23 protein-coding genes and 1 pseudogene are annotated in these 22,341 nt (G+C 38.5%); 20 read left to right on the top strand and 4 right to left on the bottom strand.

Features of this window, described 5'->3' with window-relative positions; translation table 11 throughout:
* Positions 1-34 precede the first annotated feature (34 nt).
* The 4 genes from BIV60_RS09660 (at position 35) to BIV60_RS09645 (ending at position 3,364) form a co-directional block, all read left to right on the top strand.
* Positions 35-1,015, top strand: coding sequence for a DUF418 domain-containing protein (locus BIV60_RS09660; RefSeq protein WP_071355527.1), 981 nt, complete (start codon positions 35-37; stop codon positions 1,013-1,015).
* Positions 1,016-1,221: 206 nt separating this feature from the next.
* The gene (locus tag BIV60_RS09655) at positions 1,222-1,800 is read left to right on the top strand and encodes an SCO family protein (protein WP_071355580.1); all 579 of its coding nucleotides are present in this window, start codon (positions 1,222-1,224) and stop codon (positions 1,798-1,800) included.
* Positions 1,801-1,954: 154 nt separating this feature from the next.
* Positions 1,955-2,779 (top strand): SGNH/GDSL hydrolase family protein, encoded by an 825-nt coding sequence (locus BIV60_RS09650; protein WP_071355526.1) that lies wholly within the window; start codon positions 1,955-1,957, stop codon positions 2,777-2,779.
* 6 nt (positions 2,780-2,785) lie between these two features.
* Positions 2,786-3,364: a YpmS family protein gene (locus tag BIV60_RS09645; RefSeq protein ID WP_071355525.1), complete on the top strand. Its 579-nt coding sequence runs from the start codon at positions 2,786-2,788 to the stop codon at positions 3,362-3,364.
* Between the two features lie 36 nt (positions 3,365-3,400).
* On the opposite strand, the gene BIV60_RS09640 is transcribed toward BIV60_RS09645, so the two are convergent.
* On the bottom strand, positions 3,401-4,765 hold the full coding sequence (locus tag BIV60_RS09640) for an RsmF rRNA methyltransferase first C-terminal domain-containing protein (protein WP_071355524.1): 1,365 nt from the start codon (positions 4,763-4,765) through the stop codon (positions 3,401-3,403).
* Between the two features lie 107 nt (positions 4,766-4,872).
* Positions 4,873-5,625: a DUF4397 domain-containing protein gene (locus BIV60_RS09635; RefSeq protein ID WP_071355523.1), complete on the bottom strand. Its 753-nt coding sequence runs from the start codon at positions 5,623-5,625 to the stop codon at positions 4,873-4,875.
* Between the two features lie 223 nt (positions 5,626-5,848).
* On the opposite strand from BIV60_RS09635, the gene msrA reads away from it, so the two are divergent.
* The 16 genes and pseudogenes from msrA (at position 5,849) to BIV60_RS09565 (ending at position 21,264) form a co-directional block, all read left to right on the top strand.
* Positions 5,849-6,340, top strand: a complete 492-nt coding sequence (gene msrA, locus BIV60_RS09630; RefSeq protein WP_371261521.1) for a peptide-methionine (S)-S-oxide reductase MsrA — start codon at positions 5,849-5,851, stop codon at positions 6,338-6,340.
* On the top strand, positions 6,330-6,761 hold the full coding sequence (gene msrB, locus BIV60_RS09625) for a peptide-methionine (R)-S-oxide reductase MsrB (protein WP_071355522.1): 432 nt from the start codon (positions 6,330-6,332) through the stop codon (positions 6,759-6,761). Before msrA ends, msrB begins: the two co-directional genes overlap by 11 nt.
* 235 nt (positions 6,762-6,996) lie before the next feature.
* Positions 6,997-7,089, top strand: a pseudogene (locus BIV60_RS30900) (YjcZ family sporulation protein); the annotation flags it as partial.
* Between the two features lie 296 nt (positions 7,090-7,385).
* Positions 7,386-8,729, top strand: coding sequence for an aspartate aminotransferase family protein (locus BIV60_RS09620; RefSeq protein ID WP_071355578.1), 1,344 nt, complete (start codon positions 7,386-7,388; stop codon positions 8,727-8,729).
* Positions 8,730-8,744: 15 nt separating this feature from the next.
* On the top strand, positions 8,745-9,437 hold the full coding sequence (locus BIV60_RS09615; RefSeq protein WP_071355521.1) for a CoA transferase subunit A: 693 nt from the start codon (positions 8,745-8,747) through the stop codon (positions 9,435-9,437).
* Complete coding sequence (locus tag BIV60_RS09610; protein WP_071355520.1) at positions 9,422-10,087, top strand: 3-oxoacid CoA-transferase subunit B; 666 nt, start codon at positions 9,422-9,424, stop codon at positions 10,085-10,087. Before BIV60_RS09615 ends, BIV60_RS09610 begins: the two co-directional genes overlap by 16 nt.
* Positions 10,088-10,119: 32 nt before the next feature.
* Positions 10,120-11,388 (top strand): peptidase, encoded by a 1,269-nt coding sequence (locus BIV60_RS09605; RefSeq protein WP_071355519.1) that lies wholly within the window; start codon positions 10,120-10,122, stop codon positions 11,386-11,388.
* Between the two features lie 92 nt (positions 11,389-11,480).
* Positions 11,481-12,338 (top strand): putative beta-lysine N-acetyltransferase, encoded by an 858-nt coding sequence (ablB, locus tag BIV60_RS09600; RefSeq protein ID WP_071355518.1) that lies wholly within the window; start codon positions 11,481-11,483, stop codon positions 12,336-12,338.
* A gap of 66 nt (positions 12,339-12,404) precedes the next feature.
* The gene (locus BIV60_RS09595; RefSeq protein ID WP_071355517.1) at positions 12,405-13,805 is read left to right on the top strand and encodes a sigma-54 interaction domain-containing protein; all 1,401 of its coding nucleotides are present in this window, start codon (positions 12,405-12,407) and stop codon (positions 13,803-13,805) included.
* 155 nt (positions 13,806-13,960) lie between these two features.
* A complete protein-coding gene (gene kamA / locus BIV60_RS09590) occupies positions 13,961-15,388 on the top strand; it encodes a lysine 2,3-aminomutase (protein ID WP_071355516.1) in 1,428 nt (475 codons plus the stop codon).
* Positions 15,389-15,399: 11 nt separating this feature from the next.
* Entirely contained in the window at positions 15,400-15,684 is a 285-nt protein-coding gene (locus BIV60_RS09585; RefSeq protein ID WP_071355515.1) for a YokU family protein, read from the top strand.
* A 109-nt stretch (positions 15,685-15,793) separates the two neighbouring features.
* Positions 15,794-16,015 (top strand): YozE family protein, encoded by a 222-nt coding sequence (locus BIV60_RS09580; RefSeq protein WP_071355514.1) that lies wholly within the window; start codon positions 15,794-15,796, stop codon positions 16,013-16,015.
* A gap of 319 nt (positions 16,016-16,334) precedes the next feature.
* Positions 16,335-16,466: a hypothetical protein gene (locus BIV60_RS30315; protein ID WP_256218366.1), complete on the top strand. Its 132-nt coding sequence runs from the start codon at positions 16,335-16,337 to the stop codon at positions 16,464-16,466.
* A 6-nt stretch (positions 16,467-16,472) separates the two neighbouring features.
* The gene (locus BIV60_RS09575; protein ID WP_071355513.1) at positions 16,473-17,948 is read left to right on the top strand and encodes a recombinase family protein; all 1,476 of its coding nucleotides are present in this window, start codon (positions 16,473-16,475) and stop codon (positions 17,946-17,948) included.
* A 647-nt stretch (positions 17,949-18,595) separates the two neighbouring features.
* Entirely contained in the window at positions 18,596-20,953 is a 2,358-nt protein-coding gene (locus BIV60_RS09570) for a site-specific integrase (protein ID WP_141770437.1), read from the top strand.
* Between the two features lie 50 nt (positions 20,954-21,003).
* On the top strand, positions 21,004-21,264 hold the full coding sequence (locus BIV60_RS09565) for a helix-turn-helix domain-containing protein (RefSeq protein ID WP_177177261.1): 261 nt from the start codon (positions 21,004-21,006) through the stop codon (positions 21,262-21,264).
* An 18-nt stretch (positions 21,265-21,282) separates the two neighbouring features.
* Here the strand turns inward: BIV60_RS09565 and BIV60_RS09560 are convergent, their stop codons facing one another.
* Positions 21,283-21,660, bottom strand: a complete 378-nt coding sequence (locus BIV60_RS09560) for a hypothetical protein (protein WP_071355510.1) — start codon at positions 21,658-21,660, stop codon at positions 21,283-21,285.
* Between the two features lie 4 nt (positions 21,661-21,664).
* Positions 21,665-21,910 (bottom strand): helix-turn-helix domain-containing protein, encoded by a 246-nt coding sequence (locus tag BIV60_RS09555; protein WP_071355509.1) that lies wholly within the window; start codon positions 21,908-21,910, stop codon positions 21,665-21,667.
* Positions 21,911-22,341 lie beyond the last annotated feature (431 nt).

Raw genomic sequence — 22,341 nt, 5'->3', positions numbered from 1 at the left:
GCAACACCATCCGTTTTTATAGAGGATGTATTTTATGAAAGCCTATCAACAAAATGAACGTATTGATACACTTGATTACTTAAGAGGTTTTGCCCTTTTAGGAATTATCCTTGTTAACATCCTTGCACTGCTTTCTGCGAGAAAACCGCTTCTCGATACGCCTGATGCCACTTATCAAAGGTTTTTGTTCCTTTTTGTTGAAGGGCGATTTTACCCGATTTTTTCCTTTTTATTTGGTGTGGGAATGTATATTTTTTTAACGAAGGCTGAGGAGAAGGGAAAAAATGCGCCGGTTCTTTTTTTACGCAGAATCATTGTGATCTTTATCTTTGGATTTGTCCATTTTCTTTTTCAGCCAGGGGAAGCCCTCACCGTTTATGCAAGCTGCGGTTTGATACTATTACCTTTTTATAAAGTAAAAAAAGAGCTGAATCTGGTAATGGGGATTTTGTTGTTAATCCTTTTTGCTTTATTCACTATGAAAATTTTTATGACCCTGCCGTTAATGTTATTGGGTCTTGCTGTGGGGCAATATCGAATATTTGAAGAAATCAAACAGAAAAGAAGACAAATTGCTATTTTTACAGGGTTAGTCTTTATTTTGGGTACCCTAGGTCTCTTGTTTCAATATCAACATGTTCCTGCAAAACCATTCAACCCTTTTCAATCAAATCAGTTTTTAATTATTGGAATCATGATTGGGCCGATTCTTTCGGCTTTTTATGTCGGGACACTGATTTTACTTTTGCAACAAAGATTTTTTCAAAAATTATTGCTCCCTCTAAAAAGCTATGGGCGGATGTCACTCACCAATTATGTCTCGCAAACCGCCTTCATTTTAATTGCCGGTAATGCAATCAATCTATATTGGAAAATTTCCTATTTTCAAACCCTTTACATCTGTATAATCATCTACATCATACAGTTGGTATTCAGTGCAGTTTGGCTGCATTTCTATCGATACGGGCCGCTTGAATGGATATTGCGGCTTGCAACATATAAAGAAAAACCCTGAAATGAATATGAAACACATATAAGAGGGAAGCCGCTTACAAAGGCCAGAATGGAGACGATTATTTAAACAGGCCACTTTTGATATCCACGTGAAAAATACAATTGTTAAGACAGGCGTTATTGATTAATATTCATTTACTTTCTTCTTTTTCAAAACTTTGTTACACTATTCTCGGAATGAAAAAGAAAATAGTTATGGGTGATATCATGAAAGTTCGGTTTTGGTTGACATTTCTGTTATTATGTACATTGATTTTGTCAGCATGTGGAAAAAAGGAAATCAAAAATGCTGTGAATTGGCCAATACAAGATTTTTCAGCCACAACACAAGCGGGTAAGCCATTTAAGGTGAAGGATTTAAAAGGGAAGGTCTGGATTTCCGATTTTATTTTTACCAGCTGTGTCGATATCTGTCCGCCGATGACGGCCAACATGAAAAAGCTCCAACAAAAAGTAAAGGATGCTGGATTGAAAAACGTCGAGTTGGTTTCCTTTAGTGTGGATCCAACAGTAGATACACCAAAAAAGTTGACTGCGTTTGCTAACCAATATCAAATTGACTTTAAAAATTGGACATTCTTAACCGGTTATTCCCAGTCTTTTATCGAAAATTTTGCCTTGAAAAACTATAAAGCCCTGGTCAAAAAGCCGGAAGAGGGGAACCAAGTTATTCATGGTACTTCGATCTATTTAGTCGATCAGGACGGAAATATAAAAAAATCCTATAACGGATTTAAAGAAGTTCCATATGATGAAATTATCAAAGATATTCAAGCATTGCAATAGACCTATAATCGGGTCTATTTTTTTACACTTTGAAATGGGCTGCTGCTAATTTGGAAACGTTTTTATAAAATAGCTTGTTAGTTTTTGTATATTTGCTTTGAATGTTTTTTCACATGTTATAATATTTATAGTTTGAAAGGAAGGTGAAAGTTCATTGAGAAAGTTTTTCACTTTTCTAATTCTTTCCTCGATTGTTCTTTGTTCCTGTGCTTCATCAAATCATATGAGGTTTCACTCCTATAAAAAGATTGCCAAACTGACTTTAAGTCAGGCACCTGCTGACTTTATTCCCCGAAAATTAATAATCGTATCTGCCGGAGATTCCCTGACAGAGGGTGTTGGAGATAGTACCAATAAAGGCGGCTATTTACCCTATCTAAAAAAAATGCTTGAAAATGAAAAGGGTATAAAAGAAGCGGAATTTTATAATTTTGGTGTAAAGGGAAATCGGACAACACAATTATTGAAACGGCTGGAACAACCTGAATTGAAGTCAGCAATTTCTAATGCAGACTTAGTGATTTTGACCATCGGCGGAAATGACATAGTAAAAGTGCTCAGAGACAATATTATGGACTTAAAATTTTCTGATTTTACAAGGGGAAAAGAGGAATATATTGTTCATTTGACACAAATAATGGAGACAATAACAAAAGAAAAACCTAATGCCGCTATCGTGCTGGTCGGCTTGTATAATCCATTTTTGAAATGGTTTGCAAATATGAAGGAACTGAATCAAATTGTGAGTGAGTGGAATCATGCCGGTCAAGCAGTAATGGCTAATTATCCAAATGGTTATTTTGTCCATATCGAAGACTTGTTTAAAAATGATTCAGAAAACCTTTTATTTAAGGATAATTTTCATCCAAATGATAAAGGATATAAATTAATTGCACAAAGGCTTAACCAAACATTGGAAGAACGCGCACTTCCTGATCTGGATAGAAATTCGTTTATGGTCAGCAAAGAGGAGAATTAGTTATATATGAAAAACAAATGGAGAAGGGGATTCCTGCTTTTATTAGGGATTGACCTTTTAGTTGTCATCATCATACTTGGCTTACTTTTGTCACCGTCAACGCAAAAGATGAAAAGCCTTGAGAAAGGGCAAAATGGAGAGTTTGTTTCCTTTCGGATTCGTTCAAATAAGCAGGATTTGAATCGGCTAATCAACCATTACTTGCAAAAAGAAACGGCTGGTTCACCAATTGCTTATCAGGTTCTTTTAGGGAATGAAGTCGAGCTTTATGGAACCATCCCGTTTTTTAGTGAACAGCTTAATTTAAAAATGTCTTTTATTCCGAAAGCATTGGCAAATGGTGATTTAGTTCTACAGCAAAAATCGATTAAAATTGGAAACTTAAATTTGCCTGAATCCTATGTCCTAAAATTCATTGATGAAAACTATAAGCTGCCAAAAGGGGTTGACCTCCAACCGGAAAATAAACTAGTTTACGTCCATATGCAGCAATTAAAGCTGAAAAGTGACTTGAAAATTAAAACAGAAAAGTTTGATTTGAAAAAGGATGATATTTCCTTCATTATATTAGTTCCAGTAGATTAAAATGGGTGCCTTATTCATGTTAAGCACCCTGTTTTGTTATGCTTGATTTCTAAGCCCTTTTGGGTAAAAATTCTTTAAAATCCCTTTTGCTTCTTTTCCCCAGCCGAGTGGGTAGCCATCGATGGTGAGGAGCATCCAGCCACGGTCATTTCCCGTTGTTAATGTTTCTCCTTTTAGATAATGCAACCACTCGTCATCTTTTAATGTAAAGCAGTGCTTCGCCTCGTTTGCCTTTAATCCCAATGCAAGTGCATGATTCGGTTCAAACCTGTTTTTCTTTAATTCGCCAAGATGAAGCCCGGCTCTCAGGATTTTTAACCCTTGGAAATTTGGACATTGGTCTGGCAGTGCATAAAGCTGTTGATTAAATAAATAGAAGTGATCAATTGTTTTTCCATCGATGGTTTGATTGGAAAACTCATAAAAATCCTTTAGCTGTGTCCTGTTGGCGTTCGAGGCCATTTCTTTTATTCTAGAAGGGGCCGGCACAGATGTTTTACGAATCTTTGCGACGAAATGGCCTTCTCCTCTTAAATGTTGCGGCCATAGCCGTGCTGTTTTTTCAAGCTCGTTTAGATTGCTGTTGGACCATTCAGGCCGGCCTTTTTGGATTCCGTTTGTTTTCTCAATGGGCAACAACTCTAAATCGGGATATTTTTTTAAAAAATACTCAATGGTTTGTTCGTTTTCTTCCGGTGAAAAAGTGCATGTTGAATAGACAAGGATGCCGCCATCTTTTAGCATGCTATAGGCAGAATCAAGAATATTTTTTTGCTGTTTCGCGCATGCTTCAACATGGGCCTCACTCCAAAAAGCAATTGCTTCCACATCCTTGCGGAACATTCCTTCACCTGAACAGGGGGCGTCGACAAGAATTTTATCGAAATAGCCTTGAAACCGTTCGGCAAGTCGTTCCGGAGTTTCATTGGTAACCAAAACATTGGATATTCCTAATCGTTCGATGTTTTCTGACAAGGCTTTTGCCCGTTTGGAATTAATTTCGTTAGCAACAAGGATGCCCCTTTGTGCCATTTTCCCTGCAAGCTGCGTCGATTTTCCCCCGGGAGCAGCACATAAATCAAGAACCTTTTCGCCCGGTGTTGGTGCAAGCTGTTCCGCAACAAACATGGCACTTGGTTCTTGGATATAATATAGACCTGCCGCATGATAGGGATGTTTTCCCGGCTGGCCTATCTCAGAATCATAATAATAACCATTAGGGACAAAAGGAATTTTTTTTAATGTAAATGGTGATTTTTGCGCCCATTCCTCTTCAGATATTTTAAGCTGATTTAACCGCAGTCCGCTCATTTTGCTTTCTTCATATGTATGGAAAAAATCTTTGGATTCCTCTTCCAGTAAATCCGTAAACTTCCGAATGAATCCGGAGGGAAGTTGCATCGTAATGCTCCTCTCTTCTCTCTTGTTTCAAATTCTATCATGATTATTGGGTTTTGTATGCTGGAAGTCAAGCGGAAAAAAGACTGAGATTTCAACTCAGTCTTCGCTTATTCTTTGATAATAATCGATTGCAGCTCCGGATTTCCTTTGGATAAACCGACAAAGAAAACCGTGTAGACTTCATTTGCTTTAAAATGCGAATTTGGCATTGGAAGTATTACATTTTTTGTACCTGCTTCCCTAGCTTCAAGATCTACTGTCATCGGGGATAATGCCAGGTATTCTGTGGCTTGCTTATAGGCTACCTTTGGAAAAATAACATCGCGGTCTTTTACAGCAACGTCCAAGGCATGAGTATCCGGCGAAAGGTGGATAAAGCGTACCTTTGCTTCATTCATCGGTACTTCCGGCTGATTTAGATATACGAGAAGACGCATTTTTTTGCTTGGATCAATAACGGCCCATGTGTACGATTTTCCAGGTTCAATCGTGATTTTTTTATTTAAGACACTATCCACCATATTACCAGCAGGATAGATATCGACATGATATTTACCAGGTCTTATGGTCAGTGCTTGAGCTGCTTCTTTAAAACTTAGGTCTCTTACCACCCGCTTCCCGTTGATATAAATGTCCAAATTAGGGGCATCAGGTGAGGTGTTTAGAATACGGATTTTTGACTCTGCCTGCATTTGCTGAGAGTGGATCCGCATCATATTGAATGCCTTATTAATATATTTCATATGTTTTAAGTAGAACTGCATATGCAGATCAGGGTTCGAGTATTTATAAAATTGGGAGAGTGTATCATACATGGCCGCCCTTTGAAGATAATCAGAATGAGTTCGATTTTCGGACATACTGCTCGCTCCTATTCTCTAATTTACTAGTACAATATTCAGCCGGGAATGGGTAGGTGTCTCTAGAATGGATTTTTATTTGCATGTTCCCTTTAGGGCAATCAGGTTATTTTATTTTTTGAATTACATTCGGTATACTTGGGTCAAGATGATTACTTGTGAGGTGAGCAGTTTGGAAGGAGCAGAGCAATTAGCAACCTTTGCCGGCGGCTGTTTTTGGTGCATGGTCAAGCCATTTGATGAGCAGCCCGGTATTAAAAGTGTGATTTCCGGCTATACAGGCGGTACGGTGGAAAACCCAACGTATCAACAGGTTTGTACTGATACAACCGGGCATTATGAAGCCGTCCAAATTACTTTTGATCCGAATATTTTTCCATATGAAAAATTGCTTGAATTGTATTGGCAACAAATTGATCCAACCGATCCTGGAGGACAATTTTACGATCGCGGTCAATCCTATCAAACGGCTATTTTTCATCATAGTGACACACAAAAAGCACTCGCGGAAGAGTCAAAACAAAAATTACAGGAAAGCGGCAGGTTTTCCAAACCGATTGTAACGCCAATTTTACCGGCTAAACCTTTTTATCCTGCAGAGGACTATCACCAGCAGTATTATATGAAAAACCGCGACCACTATGAATCCTATCATGTAGGTTCAGGCCGTGCGGGCTTTATTGAAAGACATTGGAGGGATAAAGATGGTAAATAAGGGCGAGTTAAAAAAGAGGCTGTCACCCATCCAATATGAAGTGACGCAAAATAATGCAACAGAGCCCCCTTTTCGAAATGAATATTATAATGAGAATCGGGAGGGCATTTATGTAGATATTGTTTCCGGGAAACCATTGTTCAGCTCGCTCGATAAATTTGATGCCGGTTGCGGCTGGCCAAGCTTTACAAAGTCGATTGAAGCGGAAGAGGTTGTAGAAAAAGAAGATTACAGCCATTTTATGATTCGGACAGAAGTGCGCAGTAAAACGGCGGATTCCCATCTAGGCCATGTTTTTAACGACGGTCCGGGACCAACAGGTTTACGCTACTGCATAAACTCTGCTTCGTTACGGTTTATTCCGAAAGAGAAACTTGAAGAGGAAGGGTACGGAGAATTTACAAGTTTATTTAATAAGTGAAAAAAGCCGCGATTGTAGAGCGGCTTTTTTCATTGAAATGGGTAAAAGCGGATAGTTTTTGCTGAATATGGGCGAATGCACATACAGGACAGGTGCCTAGTTCATAATGTATCAGTGTGAAGAAACAAATTGCCAAGGAGTGAACGTTATAATGTACGGTTATGGTTTTGGATATGATGGCTGCTGCGGAAACCCTTACGGGGGGTTTGGCTATCCGGCAGGCGGTGTTGGCTGCGGATATGGTTTTGGATTTGGCGGCTTTGCGCTAATCGTCGTGCTCTTTATCTTGCTCATCATCATCGGAGCAAGCTGGCATACTAAAATATAAAACGAAACGCTGACTCTAGATTTTTTATAGAGTCAGTTTTTTCTTGGCGAATTAACTAATTTACATCCAAATCAGTCGAAGAGAGCAATCCGATAATTTTACAAAAATCAACATCTTTTGTGAAAGCGTTTTAAAAAATTTCAAGTTTCTCGAAGGGTTTAAAAAATTTACAGCGAACATTAATTAATAGACCCAAATATATAAGTAACCAAGAAATATACCTCCTACATATGCACAAACTTCTGGTCATACAATTTAGTAAAGCAGACTAGAGCTAAAGGGAAGTGGTATGGGTGGTGGAACGTACTTATTTAATAAAACCGGTGATGGACGAAATATACCCAGTCATTGATTACGGCAAAGGGGTCTATTTGTATGATTTGGATGGAAAAAAGTATCTAGATGCTGCTTCAGGTGCCGTTACGGCAAATATTGGGCACGGGGTACCGGAAATCATTGAAGCAATGAATAAACAAGCTGAAAAAGTTTCATTTGTTTATCGCTCGCAGTTTACCAGTACTCCCGCTGAAGAGCTGGCTAAAAAAATTGCTGAACTGACTCCGGGAGACTTGAATTGGAGCTTTTTTGTCAATAGTGGGTCGGAAGCAACGGAAACCGCTATGAAAATGGCCATTCAATATTGGCAGGAAAAAGGGATTCACACGAAAACAAAAATCTTATCAAGATGGGTGAGCTATCATGGCATTACAATGGGGGCTCTTTCCATGTCAGGGCATGCCGCCAGACGGGCCAGGTTTGTCCCCTTACTGGAAGACTTTCCTGTAATCAACCCGCCCTATTGCTTCCGCTGTCCCTATAATCTAGTGCCATCAACCTGCGCCTACCAATGTGCACAAGAATTAGAAACGGCCATCAATCGCATTGGTGCCGACAAAATAGCCGCGTTCATTGCAGAGCCAATCATCGGCGCATCAGGAGGAGCAATAACCCCGCCAAAAGATTATTTTAAAGTTATTAAAAAAATTTGCGACCAATATGACATTCTTTTTATCGCAGATGAAGTCATGACGGGTTTTGGTCGTACTGGCACGATACTTGCATTAGAACAATATGGGGTAGTTCCGGATATTGTTACGTTTGGAAAGGGAATGGGTGCCGGCTATACTCCGATCGCCGCAGCGGTTGCAAGCGAAAAAGTGATGGAGCCAATACTTGCTGGTACGAAATTCGTCATGAGCGGCCACACGTTAAGTGCAAATCCGCAAGCCTGTGCCGTTTCCTTGGCTGTGCTTGAATACCTTGAAAAAAATGAGATTATGAAGGAAGTAGAAAACAAGAGTGTGTACTTAGGAAATCTGCTTGATAAATTAAAAAAACAATTTTCATTTATCGGTGAAGTACGAGGTAAAGGATTGCTATTTGGGATTGAGTTTGTTGAAGACAAAATAACCAAACGGCCTTTCGAAAGGAAAGCAGCTGTCACTCCAACGATGGTCACTCTCGCAAAGGAAAATGGCCTTCTCGTCTATCCTGCAGGTGCGGGAATGGACGGGGTTAACGGAGACTCAATCATTATCTCCCCTCCGTTAACCATTACCAAAAGAGAGATGGAAGAAATTTTTAGCTTATTAATAGCTACATTTGAAGCTTTTTCGAAGCGTTTTGCTGATCTCGTTTAGAATGGTGGTGCAGGAATGGAAAATCCATTTGGAAAAATTACTACACTGGAAAAAGTAATGGAGTTTTTCCATGACGGGATGTCATTATTGTTCGGTGGCTTCGGCGGGGTCGGCTCTCCGCCGACACTTATCGATGGAATTTTAGAAAAGGGAATTCGAGATTTGACGTTAATTGGGAATGATACAGGGTTTCCGCACATCGGTATCGGTAAAATCGTCAGTCAAGGGAGGGCAGTAAAAATAATTGCCTCTCATATCGGTTCAAATCCCATTGCTGGCCAATTAATGCATGAAGGGAAACTTGAGGTGGAATTTTCACCGCAGGGAATTTTATCGGAACGAATCCGCGCAGGCGGGGTTGGACTGCCCGGGATTCTATCGGATATTGGGATGGACAGTGAAATCGTTGCAAAAAACAAACCGATTATAAAATTAAATGGAAATGATTATCTTGTCGAAACCCCGCTGACGGCAGAAGTCGGCATTATTTATGCCAAAAAGGCAGACGAGTTTGGAAATTTGGTCTACGACAAGAGTGCGCGCAACAATAATCCGCTTGTGGCAATGGCTGGTGATTTGACGATTGTAGAAGTAGATGAAATCGTCCCTCTGGGCAGTCTTAATCCGGAAGAAATTGTGACTCCAGGCGTGTTCATAGATTATATCATTCCTTCCAAGGGGGTGAATTGGAAATGGGCATGGGAGTAGATATCCGCAATCAAATGGCAAGACGTGCCGCCGAAGAAATTAAGAATGGGATGGTCGTCAACCTTGGAATTGGGATTCCATCGCTCGTTCCCAATCATTTATCGAAAGACATTAAGGTGATGTTTCATGCTGAAAACGGGATTACCGGAATGGGGCCAAGTCCCCAAAAGGGTGAAGAAGACGAAAACCTGTGCAATGCAGGTGGTTTTCCGGTAACGCTTGTCAGTAGCGGTTCTTATTGTGACAGTTCAACTGCCTTTGGGATGATTCGAAGAGGCAGAGTGGATATTACCGTCCTCGGTTCCCTCCAGATAAGTCAAAATGGAGATCTTGCAAACTGGATTGTTCCGGGGAAAAAGGTACCGGGGATGGGCGGAGCAATGGAACTTGCCCAAAAGGCAAAAAAGGTCATTGTTTTAATGAATCATTGTGATAAATTCGGCAATCCCAAAATCGTAAGAGAATGTACGTTGCCTTTAACTTCTTCAGCTTGTGTCGATTTGATTGTTACGGAGATGGCTGTTTTTAAAGTAACAGAGAATGGGCTGATTTTAACGGAATTATTTGTCCCATTTGACTTGGAAAAGGTGAAGGAAAAAACAGGCTGTGATTTTGCAGTCAGTAATCAGATTCGGAATATACCATATTAATTCTTTTATCCAGCTCTTAAGGAGTGAACCGATTGAAAACAAAAGAAAATCAAGTGAAAACATGGCTGAATGAAAATCGCGGTCGGGGTGCAAAGCTTTTGCAATTAATGGTCCAAGAAAACAGCACAAGGGGAAATGAAAGTGGTGCCCAGGCCATCGTCATTGAAAAATGCCGACAACTGGGACTGGAATTGGATATTTGGGAAATTGGCGACGAAGATTTAAAAAATCATCCAGCCTTTTGCTGTGATCGCCATAATTTTGAGGGCAATCCGAATGTAGTCGCCGTTTTAAAAGGTACCGGAGGGGGAAAATCGATTATTCTTAATGGCCACATCGATGTCGTTCCTGTAGGGGATTCGAAAAACTGGACGCACGACCCATTTAGCGGTCATATTGAAGATGGAAAATTATATGGCCGTGGGGCTACTGATATGAAAGGCGGCTCAGCAGCTCTTCTCCTTGCAATCGAGTCATTAATCAAAACAGGGATTAAGCTCAAGGGCGATGTTATTTTTCAAAGCGTGATTGAAGAAGAGAGCGGTGGGGCTGGAACGCTCGCAGCTGTTTTACGTGGTTATCATGCTGATGGGGCGATCATCCCTGAACCGACAAATATGAAAATTTTCCCAAAACAACAAGGTTCCATGTGGTTTCGCATTAAGGTGAAAGGAAGGGCGGCACATGGAGGAACAAGGTACGAAGGAGTAAGTGCGATTGAAAAATCTGTTCGTGTGATTGAGCGATTGCAGCAATTAGAAAAAGACCGAAACGCGAGAATTACCGATCCTTTATTTAATTCGATCCCAATACCGATTCCAATCAATATTGGAAAAATCAATAGCGGAGAATGGCCATCTTCCGTTCCGGATTTAGCTTTCATTGAAGGTAGAATGGGAGTGGCTCCTGATGAAACCATACCTTCCGCCAAGGAAGAAATGGAAAATAGTTTACAAGAATTAAATCAGACGGATGAATGGTTCCGTGAAAATCCACTGCAAATTGAATGGTTTGGTGGGCGCTGGATACCTGGATCTCTCGAAAGTGATCATCCATTAATAAAGGAAATATCGGCAAGTTTCCAGGAAATTATCGGTGAAGCACCTGTGATTGAAGCTAGTCCATGGGGAACAGATGGTGGGATTCTGTCATCTGTAGGTAACACGCCTGTTGTCGTATTTGGCCCTGGCATTACCGAAACTGCCCATGATGCAAACGAACATATTGAACTGGAGGATCTTTATATCGCCAGTGAAATAATCGCACTTACAATATTGAAGTGGTGTGGTGTCAGCAATTAATTTGGAAAAGTGACCTAAATCTTTAGATTTTAGTGAGCCTGACCTTTTCCGGTCAGGCATTTTAATGTAAAACATTATTAGGGGTGATTATAATGAGAGAAACAGCATCAACCATTATCATTGAAGAAAATAACTTTTACTTAAACGTGTATGTAGACCCATTTAATAAACGAATTCGTGTTGATGATTATCGGGGAAATACTAGTATAGTATTAAAGCAGGCAGAAGAACTCGTTTATCAACACAAGGCCGAAAAATTAATCATAAAAGGACGTTTGGAGGATCTCCGTTTCTTTTATGAAAAGGGCCTTCAGCCAGAGGTGATTCTCGATGGTTATTTCCTTGGTTCAGATGCTTATTTCTTTTCGAAATTTTATACGAATGATCGGAAGAAAAATGAGCATTGGTTAAAAGAGGATGAAATCATTCAAAACATTTATCAATTGGATAAATCGGTTGAAAAAGCCTATCCGCCGAAAGAATATGAGTTGAAAAAAGCGGATGAAAGCTGTGCTGAGCAACTTTCCACACTATATCGTCAAGTTTTTGAAATATATCCAACGCCATTACATGACCCTGAGTATGTGAAAAAGACGATGAAGGAAGGAACTGTCTATTATGTCTTTTTCCACGATGGGAAAATTGTTAGCGCTGCATCAGCGGAAATGAATTTATTTTACAAAAATGCGGAGTTAACCGATTGTGCGACACTTCCAGAATACCGCGGAAAATATGGGTTGATGAAAATTTTACTGAAAGAGCTTGAAGGGGAATTAAAGAGTCAGGGTGTTTTTTGTGCCTATTCTATTGCAAGATCGCTTTCCTTTGGCATGAATGCAGCCTTGTATCAACTCGGATACAGCTACCGGGGAAGATTTATGAATAATTGCTATATTTACGACAAGCTTGAAGATATGAATTTGTGGGTGAAGAATCTGGCAAACTGCTAAATTTTCGGCTTTAGTGACGAAATTTCGGCACCTTGTTTTGGAAAGATTTTTGGTAGGTGAAAATAGTTGATTCAATTAACGGCATTAACATCAGAAGTTTTAACAGCAATTTTAAAAAGTATTGATGAAGGGATTCACGTCGTAAATACAAATGGGAAAACAATCTTTTACAATGAAGTAGCGGCAAAACATGATGGAATGGATGTAAAAGAGGTACTAGGAAAACATGTATTTGATGCCTTTCCTTCCCTGACAGAGGAATCAAGCACCCTTCTAAAGGTAATCAAGACAAAGAAGCCTATCTATAATCAAACACAGGTATATGTTAACTTACATGGGACAAGGATTGATACCATCAACACAACTCTGCCGATTTTTCTCGAGAAGGAAATCATTGGTGCTGTTGAAATTGCCAAGGATTACTCTAGGATGAAGCTGCTTGCGGAAAGGCTATTAGACCTGCAAAAAGGCTTAAATAAAAGCGGCAAGAAAAAAACAGTCAATCAAGTAAAGTACACACTGGATGATTTAAAAACCGAGAATGAAACCTTTAACAATATGAAAAACGAAGCGAAAAAGCTTGCAAAATCAGATGCTCCGATTCTTGTATATGGTGAGTCCGGAACGGGGAAAGAGTTGTTTGTCCAAGGAATTCACTATGAATCACGCAGAAGCGAGGGGCCTTTTATCGCCCAAAACTGTGCGGCTATCCCGGAATCGCTGCTCGAGAGTATATTATTTGGCACAGCGAAAGGAAGCTATACAGGCGCGGTTGAGCGTAAAGGTTTATTTGAACTCGCAGATGGGGGAACCCTTTTTTTGGACGAGCTGCATGCAATGCCGGTTGAATTGCAGGCAAAGCTTTTAAGGGTTTTAGAGGATGGAATCGTAAGAAGAGTCGGGAGTGCTCAAAATATTCCCGTTGATGTTCGGGTGATTGCTGCCATGAACGTTCATCCAAGCGTGGCCCTTGAGGAGCAGAAAATCCGTTACGACGTGTATTACCGGTTAAATGTTTTCACCTTTTCGCTTCTGCCATTAAGGGAAAGAAAGGAAGATATTTTCTTTCTAACTGACCATTTTATTAAAAGTTTTAATCAAAAATTACAAAAAAACGTAAAGGGATTGGACGGCAGGCTGGAGCAATTCTTTCGAGACTACGCGTGGCCCGGCAATGTCAGAGAATTAAAGCATACACTTGAATACATGATGAACATTACTGATGGATATTTTCTAACAAATGAGGATCTGCCCATCATGCTCAGGCAGCAGGCGGTAACGTATAAGCCAAAACGGATAGAAGTGGAAAGCGAGACCCTTTCCTTAAGAAAAAATATGGAGGAGCTTGAGAAGCAATTGATTGAAACTGCGCTCGGCCAATCAGGTGGAAATATCAATCAAGCTGCTAAACTATTAGAAATTCCAAGACAGACCCTTCAATATAAACTGAAGAAAACGAATTTATAGATGCCGAATTTTCGGCATCTTTTTTTATTAAAATTTTGAATCTTCGCTTAAAAAATCAGGAGTTTAAAAAAAACACTGATATTATCAAGGTTTTATCCCTTTGGCACACTTCTTGCATATTAATAAAGTGTAATCATTGATTGGAGGAATGTAGTATGAAACAAACATTATACAAGCCTGAGCGTCATTGGAAAGAAATTGAACTTTGGAAGGATGTAACAGAAGAACAGTGGAACGATTGGCTATGGCAATTGACAAATACCATCCGTACTGTGGATGATTTAAAAAAGGTAATTAATTTAACTCCTGAAGAAGAGGAAGGCGTAAAAATTTCAACTAAGACCATTCCTTTAAATATTACACCTTACTATGCTTCACTTATGAATCCAGATGATCCACGTTGTCCGATTCGGATGCAATCTGTACCGATTTCAGCAGAAATTCATAAGACAAAATATGATTTGGAAGATCCATTACATGAAGATGAAGACTCACCAGTTCCAGGCTTAACTCATCGTTATCCGGATCGTGTTCTTTTCCTAGTAACGAATCAATGTTCTATGTATTGCCGTTACTGTACAAGAAGACGTTTCTCCGGCCAAGTCGGAATGGGCGTACCAAAGAAACAGTTAGACGCAGCGATTAATTATATTCGCCAAGCTCCACAGGTTCGGGATGTGTTAATTTCCGGCGGGGATGGATTGTTAATCAATGACAATATTTTAGAATACATTTTGAAAAATTTAAGGGAAATTGACCATGTTGAAATTATCCGGATTGGAACAAGAGCACCGGTTGTTTTCCCGCAGCGGATTACCGAAAATCTTTGCAATATTTTGAAAAAATATCATCCAGTTTGGTTGAATACTCACTTTAATACATCAATCGAAATCACTGAGGAGTCAAAGAAGGCGTGTGAAATGCTTGCAAATGCCGGTGTACCTGTTGGAAACCAATCTGTTATCCTTGCTGGAATCAATGATAGTGTAGCGATTATGAAAAAACTTATGCATGATTTAGTTAAAATTCGTGTTCGTCCTTACTATATTTATCAATGTGACCTATCAGAAGGAATTGGCCATTTCCGTGCACCTGTATCAAAAGGTCTTGAAATCATTGAAGGTTTACGTGGACATACGAGCGGCTATGCAGTACCTACATTTGTTGTCGATGCTCCTGGAGGCGGTGGGAAAATTTCCTTGCAGCCAAATTATCTTATTTCTCAAAGTCCTGAAAAGGTTGTACTTCGTAACTTTGAAGGCGTTATCACCTCTTATCCTGAGCCAGAAAACTATGTTCCGGGAAGAGCAGAAGATTATTTCGAAGGTATCTATCCTGATTATCAAGATAAACGCTCTTTGGCGGGAATTGCCGGCATCATGAATGACCAGCACTTTAACCTTATCCCAGAAGGCCTAACACGTTTAGATCGCCGTAATAATTACACCGAAGACCCTGAACATCATTCATTAAAGGATAACCGCAGCAAACGTGATGAGATGAAAGAGAAGAAATACCAGTCGCTAATTCAGAAAGAAGAATTGAAAAAAACCGGTACAGCCAACGATCAAGCAAAAGAATAGGGGGTGTCTTCATGAGCCATAGTTGTGAGTGGTGCGACAGTAAGAATATTAAAGAAATTACCGATTCAGTGTATTGGGAATTGCCGGATGGCACAAGAGCCATTGAAATTACGGAGACCCCTGCAGTTACCTGCAGCGAGTGTGCAATGACCTATCAAGAAGAAACGACCGTTAAAGGAATTGAAGATCAATTATTTTTAATTGATTGCAAACAAATCGGCAAAACTATTTCATATAAAGAATTGATGGAATTTCCAAGATTATTAAAGCGAAATTACTTTGATTTTTCCTCATAAAAATAATAAGCGGCCTGCATGATTGCAGGCTTTTTTTCTATTTATCTGGACGTCAGGATTGCTATCAGTTATAGTTTTCATAAAAAACACGGAAAGGAAGGTGTTTTTTATGAGGAAATCCTTTTATCATTTTTTAATGAAGTATCGGCACCCCGAGCCAAAGGATGCGATTAGCAGGTTTGCAAATGATGCTTTTGAGGATCACAGCTTTCCAAAAACTTTTGAGGATTACAATGAATTATCCTCCTATCTTGAACTGAATGGACATTATTTAGAGTCCATGGCAGTCTTTGATGAAGCGTGGCAGGAATATCTTTTATCGGAAAAATGAAGTATGAAATCGTCTCTTAAAAGCGAGGCGGTTTTTTTTTTTTTAGTGTAAGAATTATAAATTGCTCTAAGAATGGTCCAGCTCCGGCGCCTACCCCCTACCCCCTTGAGGTCACAAGCCAATCCGTCCAAAAGGTTTGAGAACAACATTTCGGCCTGCTTGTCTTGTTCTATGCCTAAGGCTGTTCAAGGCGCCTTCACTTTTCTTATTTTAATGATACACTTTACTTAATTTTTGACTAGCGGGTGCCGGTAACCAAATTAGTGCATATACTATTGTAATCAAAGTTCACGGCTCAACACCTGAGAGGATGGAGGATATGGAGAAACGAAAAAAACCGAAATATAAGATCGGTGATACGGTCGTGATTACGATGTATGGAACAGTCGGTAAGATTACAGATGTTAACTTTCTATTTTTATTGGGATACTACATAGCAAAGGAGTGGTAAACCAAAATGTCTTTGGCTGCTATTTATTTACGTTTGTCAAGGAATGAAGAGCAATTAAATATCGAGGAGGTTTTAATGAGTCATCGACATGCTTTAACGAAACTTGCTAATCAACACCATTTAACCTATGACATCTACCAGGAAATTTCTAGCGGTGTAAACACGGAAAGACCGGAATTGAATCGATTATTGGGTAATCTACATCAGTATGATTATATTCTTGTCATGGATATTGACCGGATTTCCCGTGATAATGCCTATGCAGAGCAAATAAAGACCATGCTTATTGCCCACGATATAAAAATTTTGACTCCTCAAGGAGAAATAGATCTGACCCAAGAAAGCAATGAAATGTTATTTTCATTTCAAGCGATGATGGCAAATTTTGAATATAAGCAAATCAGAAAGCGTTTAGGAAGAGGGCGACTCGCTGCCGCAGAGCAGGGCAGATGGGTGATGAGCAATAAAGTACCTCTGGGGTATAAAAAGGACGAAAATCAAAAATTAATAATTGTTGAGCAAGAAGCACAAATTATCAAATACATCTTCGAAAAAACAAAAGAAAGAGTATCAGCAAATGAAATTGCCAAACATTTATACGTTCTTGGGTGGCGGAGCAGAAGTGGAAAATTGTTAACCACTTCCCATATATCTTCAATAAGAAAAAATGTGGTTTATTATGGTGTGGTATCCGCATGCAGAAGAGTCAATGGGAGAGTAGTGGATAAAGTATTTGTAGAAAATGCTCACGACCCCATCATTTCAAAACAGCAATGGTTAGAAGTTCAAAAAATATTGGATGAAAATTCAACAGGCAATTTTTTTAATAAAAAGAAAGCAACCAGAAAGTTTCAAAATTTGCTTTATTGTAATCACTGCGGTAGAAAAAGATACATTCAAATGGACGGTAGTGATACGGATTTCATCAAATCATGTTCATACAAAATAAGCAATAACACTTGTAAAGATAGAGGTCATAAGTATCGACCTGTTGAGGAGTTTGTTTTACAAAAAGTTAAAGAGAAGAAGAAAGACTTTCACCAAGCATTATTACAATTAAAAGAATTCGACAATTCAACCGAAGAAAAGAAATTAGTTTTTCATATGGAATCCCTAGATAAACAATTAGAAAAGTTTCACAACAGACAAAAAAACCTTAAAATAATGCGAATGGACGGAGAAATTACAAAATCAGACTTTTTAGAATTTAGTAAGGAAAACGAAGAGAAAATGAAACAAGTGGAACAGCAAAAAGAATTAGTAGCCATACAATTAGAAAATTTAAATAATTCGGAAGAAGAGCAAGAGCGGTTAGAGCAATGCATTAAAACGTTAAATAATATAGAATTACTTGATCCTGAGGAATGCAATACATTTCTTAAAACATTTATAAAGAAAATATGGTTCTCAACGAATGCAATAGCAGACCATAATACCAAAAAAGGAACCGCTGATGTCACAATAGAAATTGAATGGCTCTAATAGCCGTAAATATCCCGATGAATTAAAAAATAAAAGAAACCAAAAGACGATGGACTATTATCCATCGTCTTTTGGTTTCTTTGTTTTCAGGTCGATAAAGAATCTATATTAATTGGATTAAATTGGTAATAGTCTATGAGAAAGTCTATGAAATATGATTATACCATCAAACACAGATTACACAGATTTCACTGAATTATTTACCGGTAGGTTCCAATAGGTAGGGGGAGACTATTTAGTGCAATCTGTGATTTCTGTGTATGTAAATTTGTCTATTGGGTAATACTGGATATTGAGGTGGTAATAAGTTGAAACAACTAATTGTTGAAACGATAAAGAAGTGCTATCAAGAAGAAGGGGTTATAAACAGAAGATTGTATGAAAATAAACCCTACTCTTTCTCAGCTTCAACAGTAAGAAGGCATTTTGGAACATGGAATAATGCGGTAGTTGAAGCAGGAGTTGAAACAAACCTCTTAAGCGATTCAGAAAAAAAAGAGGCAATAATTAATTCCTTGAAGAGATATTACAGCGAAAATGGCAAAGTGAATCGGGATGATTTTTTAAATAAAAGTTATGTTGCGTTCAAGAGGACCATCATTGAAAGGTTATTCGGATCTTGGGAAGAGGCACTTGTCGAGGCAGGATTGAAGACAAAAGTCCCAATTATTAAAGATGAAAAAGCAGTTGCTATGCTTGAACAAATTCTAACAGCGATTAAAAGTTTTATTGATGTAGAACCCGATAATAGGACATATAAAGCCTTCAAGGATAAAGGACATCGTCTAAGCAATCAAACTATAAAAAAGTATTTCAGCAGTTGGGATGAAGCTTACGATATAGCAAAATTCGGGGAGCCTCTTTATTCCAAATCGGAATTAATAAATCGTTATAACCTTCCCGAAAATTTTGTAAGAGGCGTACAGCACATCCCTGCCTTTAAGGAAAAGTTGGTGGTTTCAGGAAAAAATAACAAAGAAGGAGACGTTTACAAAATCAAGAAAAGCGACATTGTTTTTGTGGTCACCTATTATGAAAACCTAAAAAAAGACCACGATAATCACAAGAGTGAAAAAGGTTGGTTTACGTTAGAGGAAAGCTTGCAAAGCGTTTATGCAACAGAAGAAATCGTATTAAAGATGGAATGTGAAGGGAAATTGGAACGCGGAACAGATTTTGTTTATTTAGACCGGCTTGATTGGAAACACGTCGATATTACGAACATCGAAAACCAGTGTCAAATAATGTATTTACACAGGGATGCCTATAAAAAATTCCAAACAGTAAGATTACTAACGATGCTAAAAATTTTCCAAAAAGAAGGCGTTCGTACTTCCTTTGAGACGCTAGCCAAGTTGAGGGACGAAGAACTAATAGAAAAAAAAGCCGTGGCAAAATGGGGAGATTCACTTTTAGAATATTATGACGCTAAAACTGTTCTAAAAACATTAACCCATTATTTGAATAACGCTTCCAGGGTAAGTAATAACCTTGCATCTTATAATTTTTTGAATGATGAACAACAGCAAATGATTGACTCGTACATTGAAGCAAGAGAAAATGGAGTCGTAATCAGTTGGAATGGATATCGACCAAAACGTAATGTAGCTCACGCTGAGCTTCGTTTGCCAGAAACGAAACATCGTTTAGCAAATGTGTTTTTCAGTATTATCTGTGGTCGCTGCAGACTAAATTATTCGAACGGCACCCTTGACCACCTTCCAAACGAAGAATTGGACAAGATTGATCCAGATGTATTTAAGGTGTTCGATATAAACATCGACGATTACGCTTGCATAAGTAAAAATCGAAAAACCACCACTTTAATGGGGATTTATAGAGATTTAAAGCCCTTTTATTATTGGTTGTTAATGAGAAAAGATTTAGAACCAAAGAACACATTCGACGATTACCAAAATTTCGAATCACTAAAAAAGAATATCCTAACTTTCCTAAATCAATTTCCACAGAGACAATCGGACGCTCCGGCGAAAGAAAAAATAGACCGTATCACAAAAGTTTTCTTGACTAGAGAAGAATTAATCCGTTGTCGTGATACGATTTTAAAAATGTATAGAAGCGATTTAGCGTTAAGATATGCGGCAATTTGGGTTCTTTGTGCAACAACAGGTTTACGACCAGAAGAACTTGTTCATCTTAGACTTGATCAACATTTTGTCTTGGATGAGCACGGCTTAATAGCTTTAAATGACAAAAACTACGGTGAAATGATTGTCGATAAAGAAGCGGGTAAAGGTGAGTATTCCATTTCTCATCAAAAATACAACTCTCCCATTCCTGTTGCTGCAGTCGAACAAATTAACCTGTATTTAAAGGATCTGTATAAACGACAAGGCCAACACATTCCAAAAGGAAAAGGATATTTTCTTCGATCGCATCCGATGGCATACGAAAAGAAATTAAAAGTACTTGATAAGAAGTTTATTAGGCGTTTAAGGGTTGCAGCCGATTTTTTACCACCGAAAAAACGTGAAAACATCATATTAAAAAGCACACGTCATTCTTTGAATACTTTAATGAAAAAAACACATATCAAGGATGACCACTTAAGAGATAACGTGAAAGAATTAGCAATGCATTATCAAATGCGGCATAAACCTAAAGGTCAATCAATGGGGGATAAGTATTATCTCGAAGATATTAGTCGGGATGAATACTACGCTTTTTTAGAAAAAACTATAAATTTCCCTTGGAATTTAGAACTTTTAAAAAAATGGGAATTAAGTCAAGGAATAGTTACTTTTGAAAACGACGAAGAGTATTTGCTGTCAGAGGAAAAAGAAGAACTTGTTCAGAAGGGTATCGAAAAAGATATCGAACAAAGCGACACTCGAAAAGAGCTTTTGAAAGAACTTGAAAAAATACAGGAGAGTCTGCGGAAGCTAAAAGTAAGAGATAAAAAGATGGAGATAAAAGTCTGGATGGAAACCCGAAAAGAACTTCAAAAAAGACAACAGCATCTTCTGATAAAATTGTCTAGCTAATAAATAGAAAAGAGGTAAAAGGGATGACATTTGGAGAGGAGATCCAAAAAATGTCATGGCGGGAATTCGAGAAGGTAGCACAAAATTATCCTTATAAGCTGCCCCGAATTTTTTCCATGATTGACGATGAAATGTTATTAGGGACATCTGATATCGCCGAGTTAACCGGCGTTACAAAAGAAACCGTGAGAAGCTGGTGCAGGCAGGGTAAATTAAGAGTTGCATCACCCATTGGTAAAAAGGTAATTTACGGAGACGATTTAAAGGAATTCATGTTTGAAAGGTTTAAAAACGATTTCATTAAAGCTTAAAAAATGCCCGTCAACCTTTTATGGTGATGGGCATTTTTTATAGTAATCGATCAAATCCTCTATCCTATCGGCTAACGCTAATAGGCCGTCGTCATGATATTTTGCCGCTGTTCTTTCCAACTTTCCAATAATAGATGACAGCTCTCTTTTAGGATTATAAATTTTATATTTTTTAGCGTTGCTGGGTTTCGAATGCAGAAAGCGATGAAGAGTGATTATGTTTCCTTCTTCCCTGCAATGAACACAATTCCATTTCGTCGTAACAGCATCCATTGTGAGCTTTTTTCCACAATTAAAACAAGGAAAATCGACATATTGCTTTCCGTCAAAGATATAATCAATCTTCTCGGATTTCAAAAAACTTAATACTGTATATGCCTGTCCTAATTTACTCAACTCATCAAGCCTCCACATTTTGAATCCAATGTGGCTTGACCCTACTCAGTTTCATGAATTCCATGAAATCTTCTCCGGTTACGACATATTTTTTTCCAAATTGATATGATGGAAGCTTTCCACTTCTACACCAAGCACGAACCGTTTCCTGCGTCATGCCTACCATTTCAGCAATAGTTTCTACATGTAAGATAGCATCACAATCAACCTTGAACATCTTATTAATTTCATTATAACCTGTATTTACCATATTTATCACCCCTTGGTAATATTTTGGGCAGAATACACAGAATTTATACGTTAAGAAAGAAATTAATGAGTAGATTTGTTGTACTGGAAAGCCATGAATCAATTGTTCAAGATTCATCCTGAATATAAAGCCATTCTACAAGAAGCCGGTTACACGATGCTCTCGAGCTTTTTTGATGAGTCTTGGAAGATGTATAAAGCAAATTACTCATAAAGTTAACAAGTGGTTTCGCCAGAATATAGGGTGTCAACGAATAAAATTTGTTACTTCTGAGGATCTAATATGTAGACCAGCTGCTATTATTTTAGGGGGGCCGTTTTGGGAGGCGGTGCGGGTTTTTCTAGTAAGGCCATCACGAGTGAAATTGATAAGAGTCTAAAGAAAACCCAATCTTCTTTGAACTGCACCCCAATTGTTAGACACCATCTATC

It is taken from the genome of Bacillus sp. MUM 116 (assembly GCF_001866655.1).
Lineage (GTDB): Bacteria > Bacillota > Bacilli > Bacillales > Cytobacillaceae > Neobacillus.
This window is presented reverse-complemented; position numbering and strand designations above follow the sequence as displayed.

Bases quoted from the DNA above. Each gene is read 5' to 3' on its own strand.
- msrA (WP_371261521.1), top strand. From the start codon at position 5,849: ATGGTCAAGCCATTTGATGAGCAGCCCGGTATTAAAAGTGTGATTTCC.
- BIV60_RS09660 (WP_071355527.1), top strand. From the start codon at position 35: ATGAAAGCCTATCAACAAAATGAACGTATTGATACACTTGATTACTTA.
- BIV60_RS09615 (WP_071355521.1), top strand. From the start codon at position 8,745: ATGGAAAATCCATTTGGAAAAATTACTACACTGGAAAAAGTAATGGAG.
- BIV60_RS09655 (WP_071355580.1), top strand. From the start codon at position 1,222: ATGAAAGTTCGGTTTTGGTTGACATTTCTGTTATTATGTACATTGATT.
- BIV60_RS09585 (WP_071355515.1), top strand. From the start codon at position 15,400: ATGAGCCATAGTTGTGAGTGGTGCGACAGTAAGAATATTAAAGAAATT.
- BIV60_RS09575 (WP_071355513.1), top strand. From the start codon at position 16,473: ATGTCTTTGGCTGCTATTTATTTACGTTTGTCAAGGAATGAAGAGCAA.
- BIV60_RS09565 (WP_177177261.1), top strand. From the start codon at position 21,004: ATGTCATGGCGGGAATTCGAGAAGGTAGCACAAAATTATCCTTATAAG.
- msrB (WP_071355522.1), top strand. From the start codon at position 6,330: ATGGTAAATAAGGGCGAGTTAAAAAAGAGGCTGTCACCCATCCAATAT.
- BIV60_RS09635 (WP_071355523.1), bottom strand. From the start codon at position 5,625: ATGTCCGAAAATCGAACTCATTCTGATTATCTTCAAAGGGCGGCCATG.
- BIV60_RS09555 (WP_071355509.1), bottom strand. From the start codon at position 21,910: ATGGTAAATACAGGTTATAATGAAATTAATAAGATGTTCAAGGTTGAT.
- BIV60_RS09645 (WP_071355525.1), top strand. From the start codon at position 2,786: ATGAAAAACAAATGGAGAAGGGGATTCCTGCTTTTATTAGGGATTGAC.
- kamA (WP_071355516.1), top strand. From the start codon at position 13,961: ATGAAACAAACATTATACAAGCCTGAGCGTCATTGGAAAGAAATTGAA.
- ablB (WP_071355518.1), top strand. From the start codon at position 11,481: ATGAGAGAAACAGCATCAACCATTATCATTGAAGAAAATAACTTTTAC.
- BIV60_RS09610 (WP_071355520.1), top strand. From the start codon at position 9,422: ATGGGCATGGGAGTAGATATCCGCAATCAAATGGCAAGACGTGCCGCC.
- BIV60_RS30315 (WP_256218366.1), top strand. From the start codon at position 16,335: ATGGAGAAACGAAAAAAACCGAAATATAAGATCGGTGATACGGTCGTG.
- BIV60_RS09640 (WP_071355524.1), bottom strand. From the start codon at position 4,765: ATGCAACTTCCCTCCGGATTCATTCGGAAGTTTACGGATTTACTGGAA.
- BIV60_RS09580 (WP_071355514.1), top strand. From the start codon at position 15,794: ATGAGGAAATCCTTTTATCATTTTTTAATGAAGTATCGGCACCCCGAG.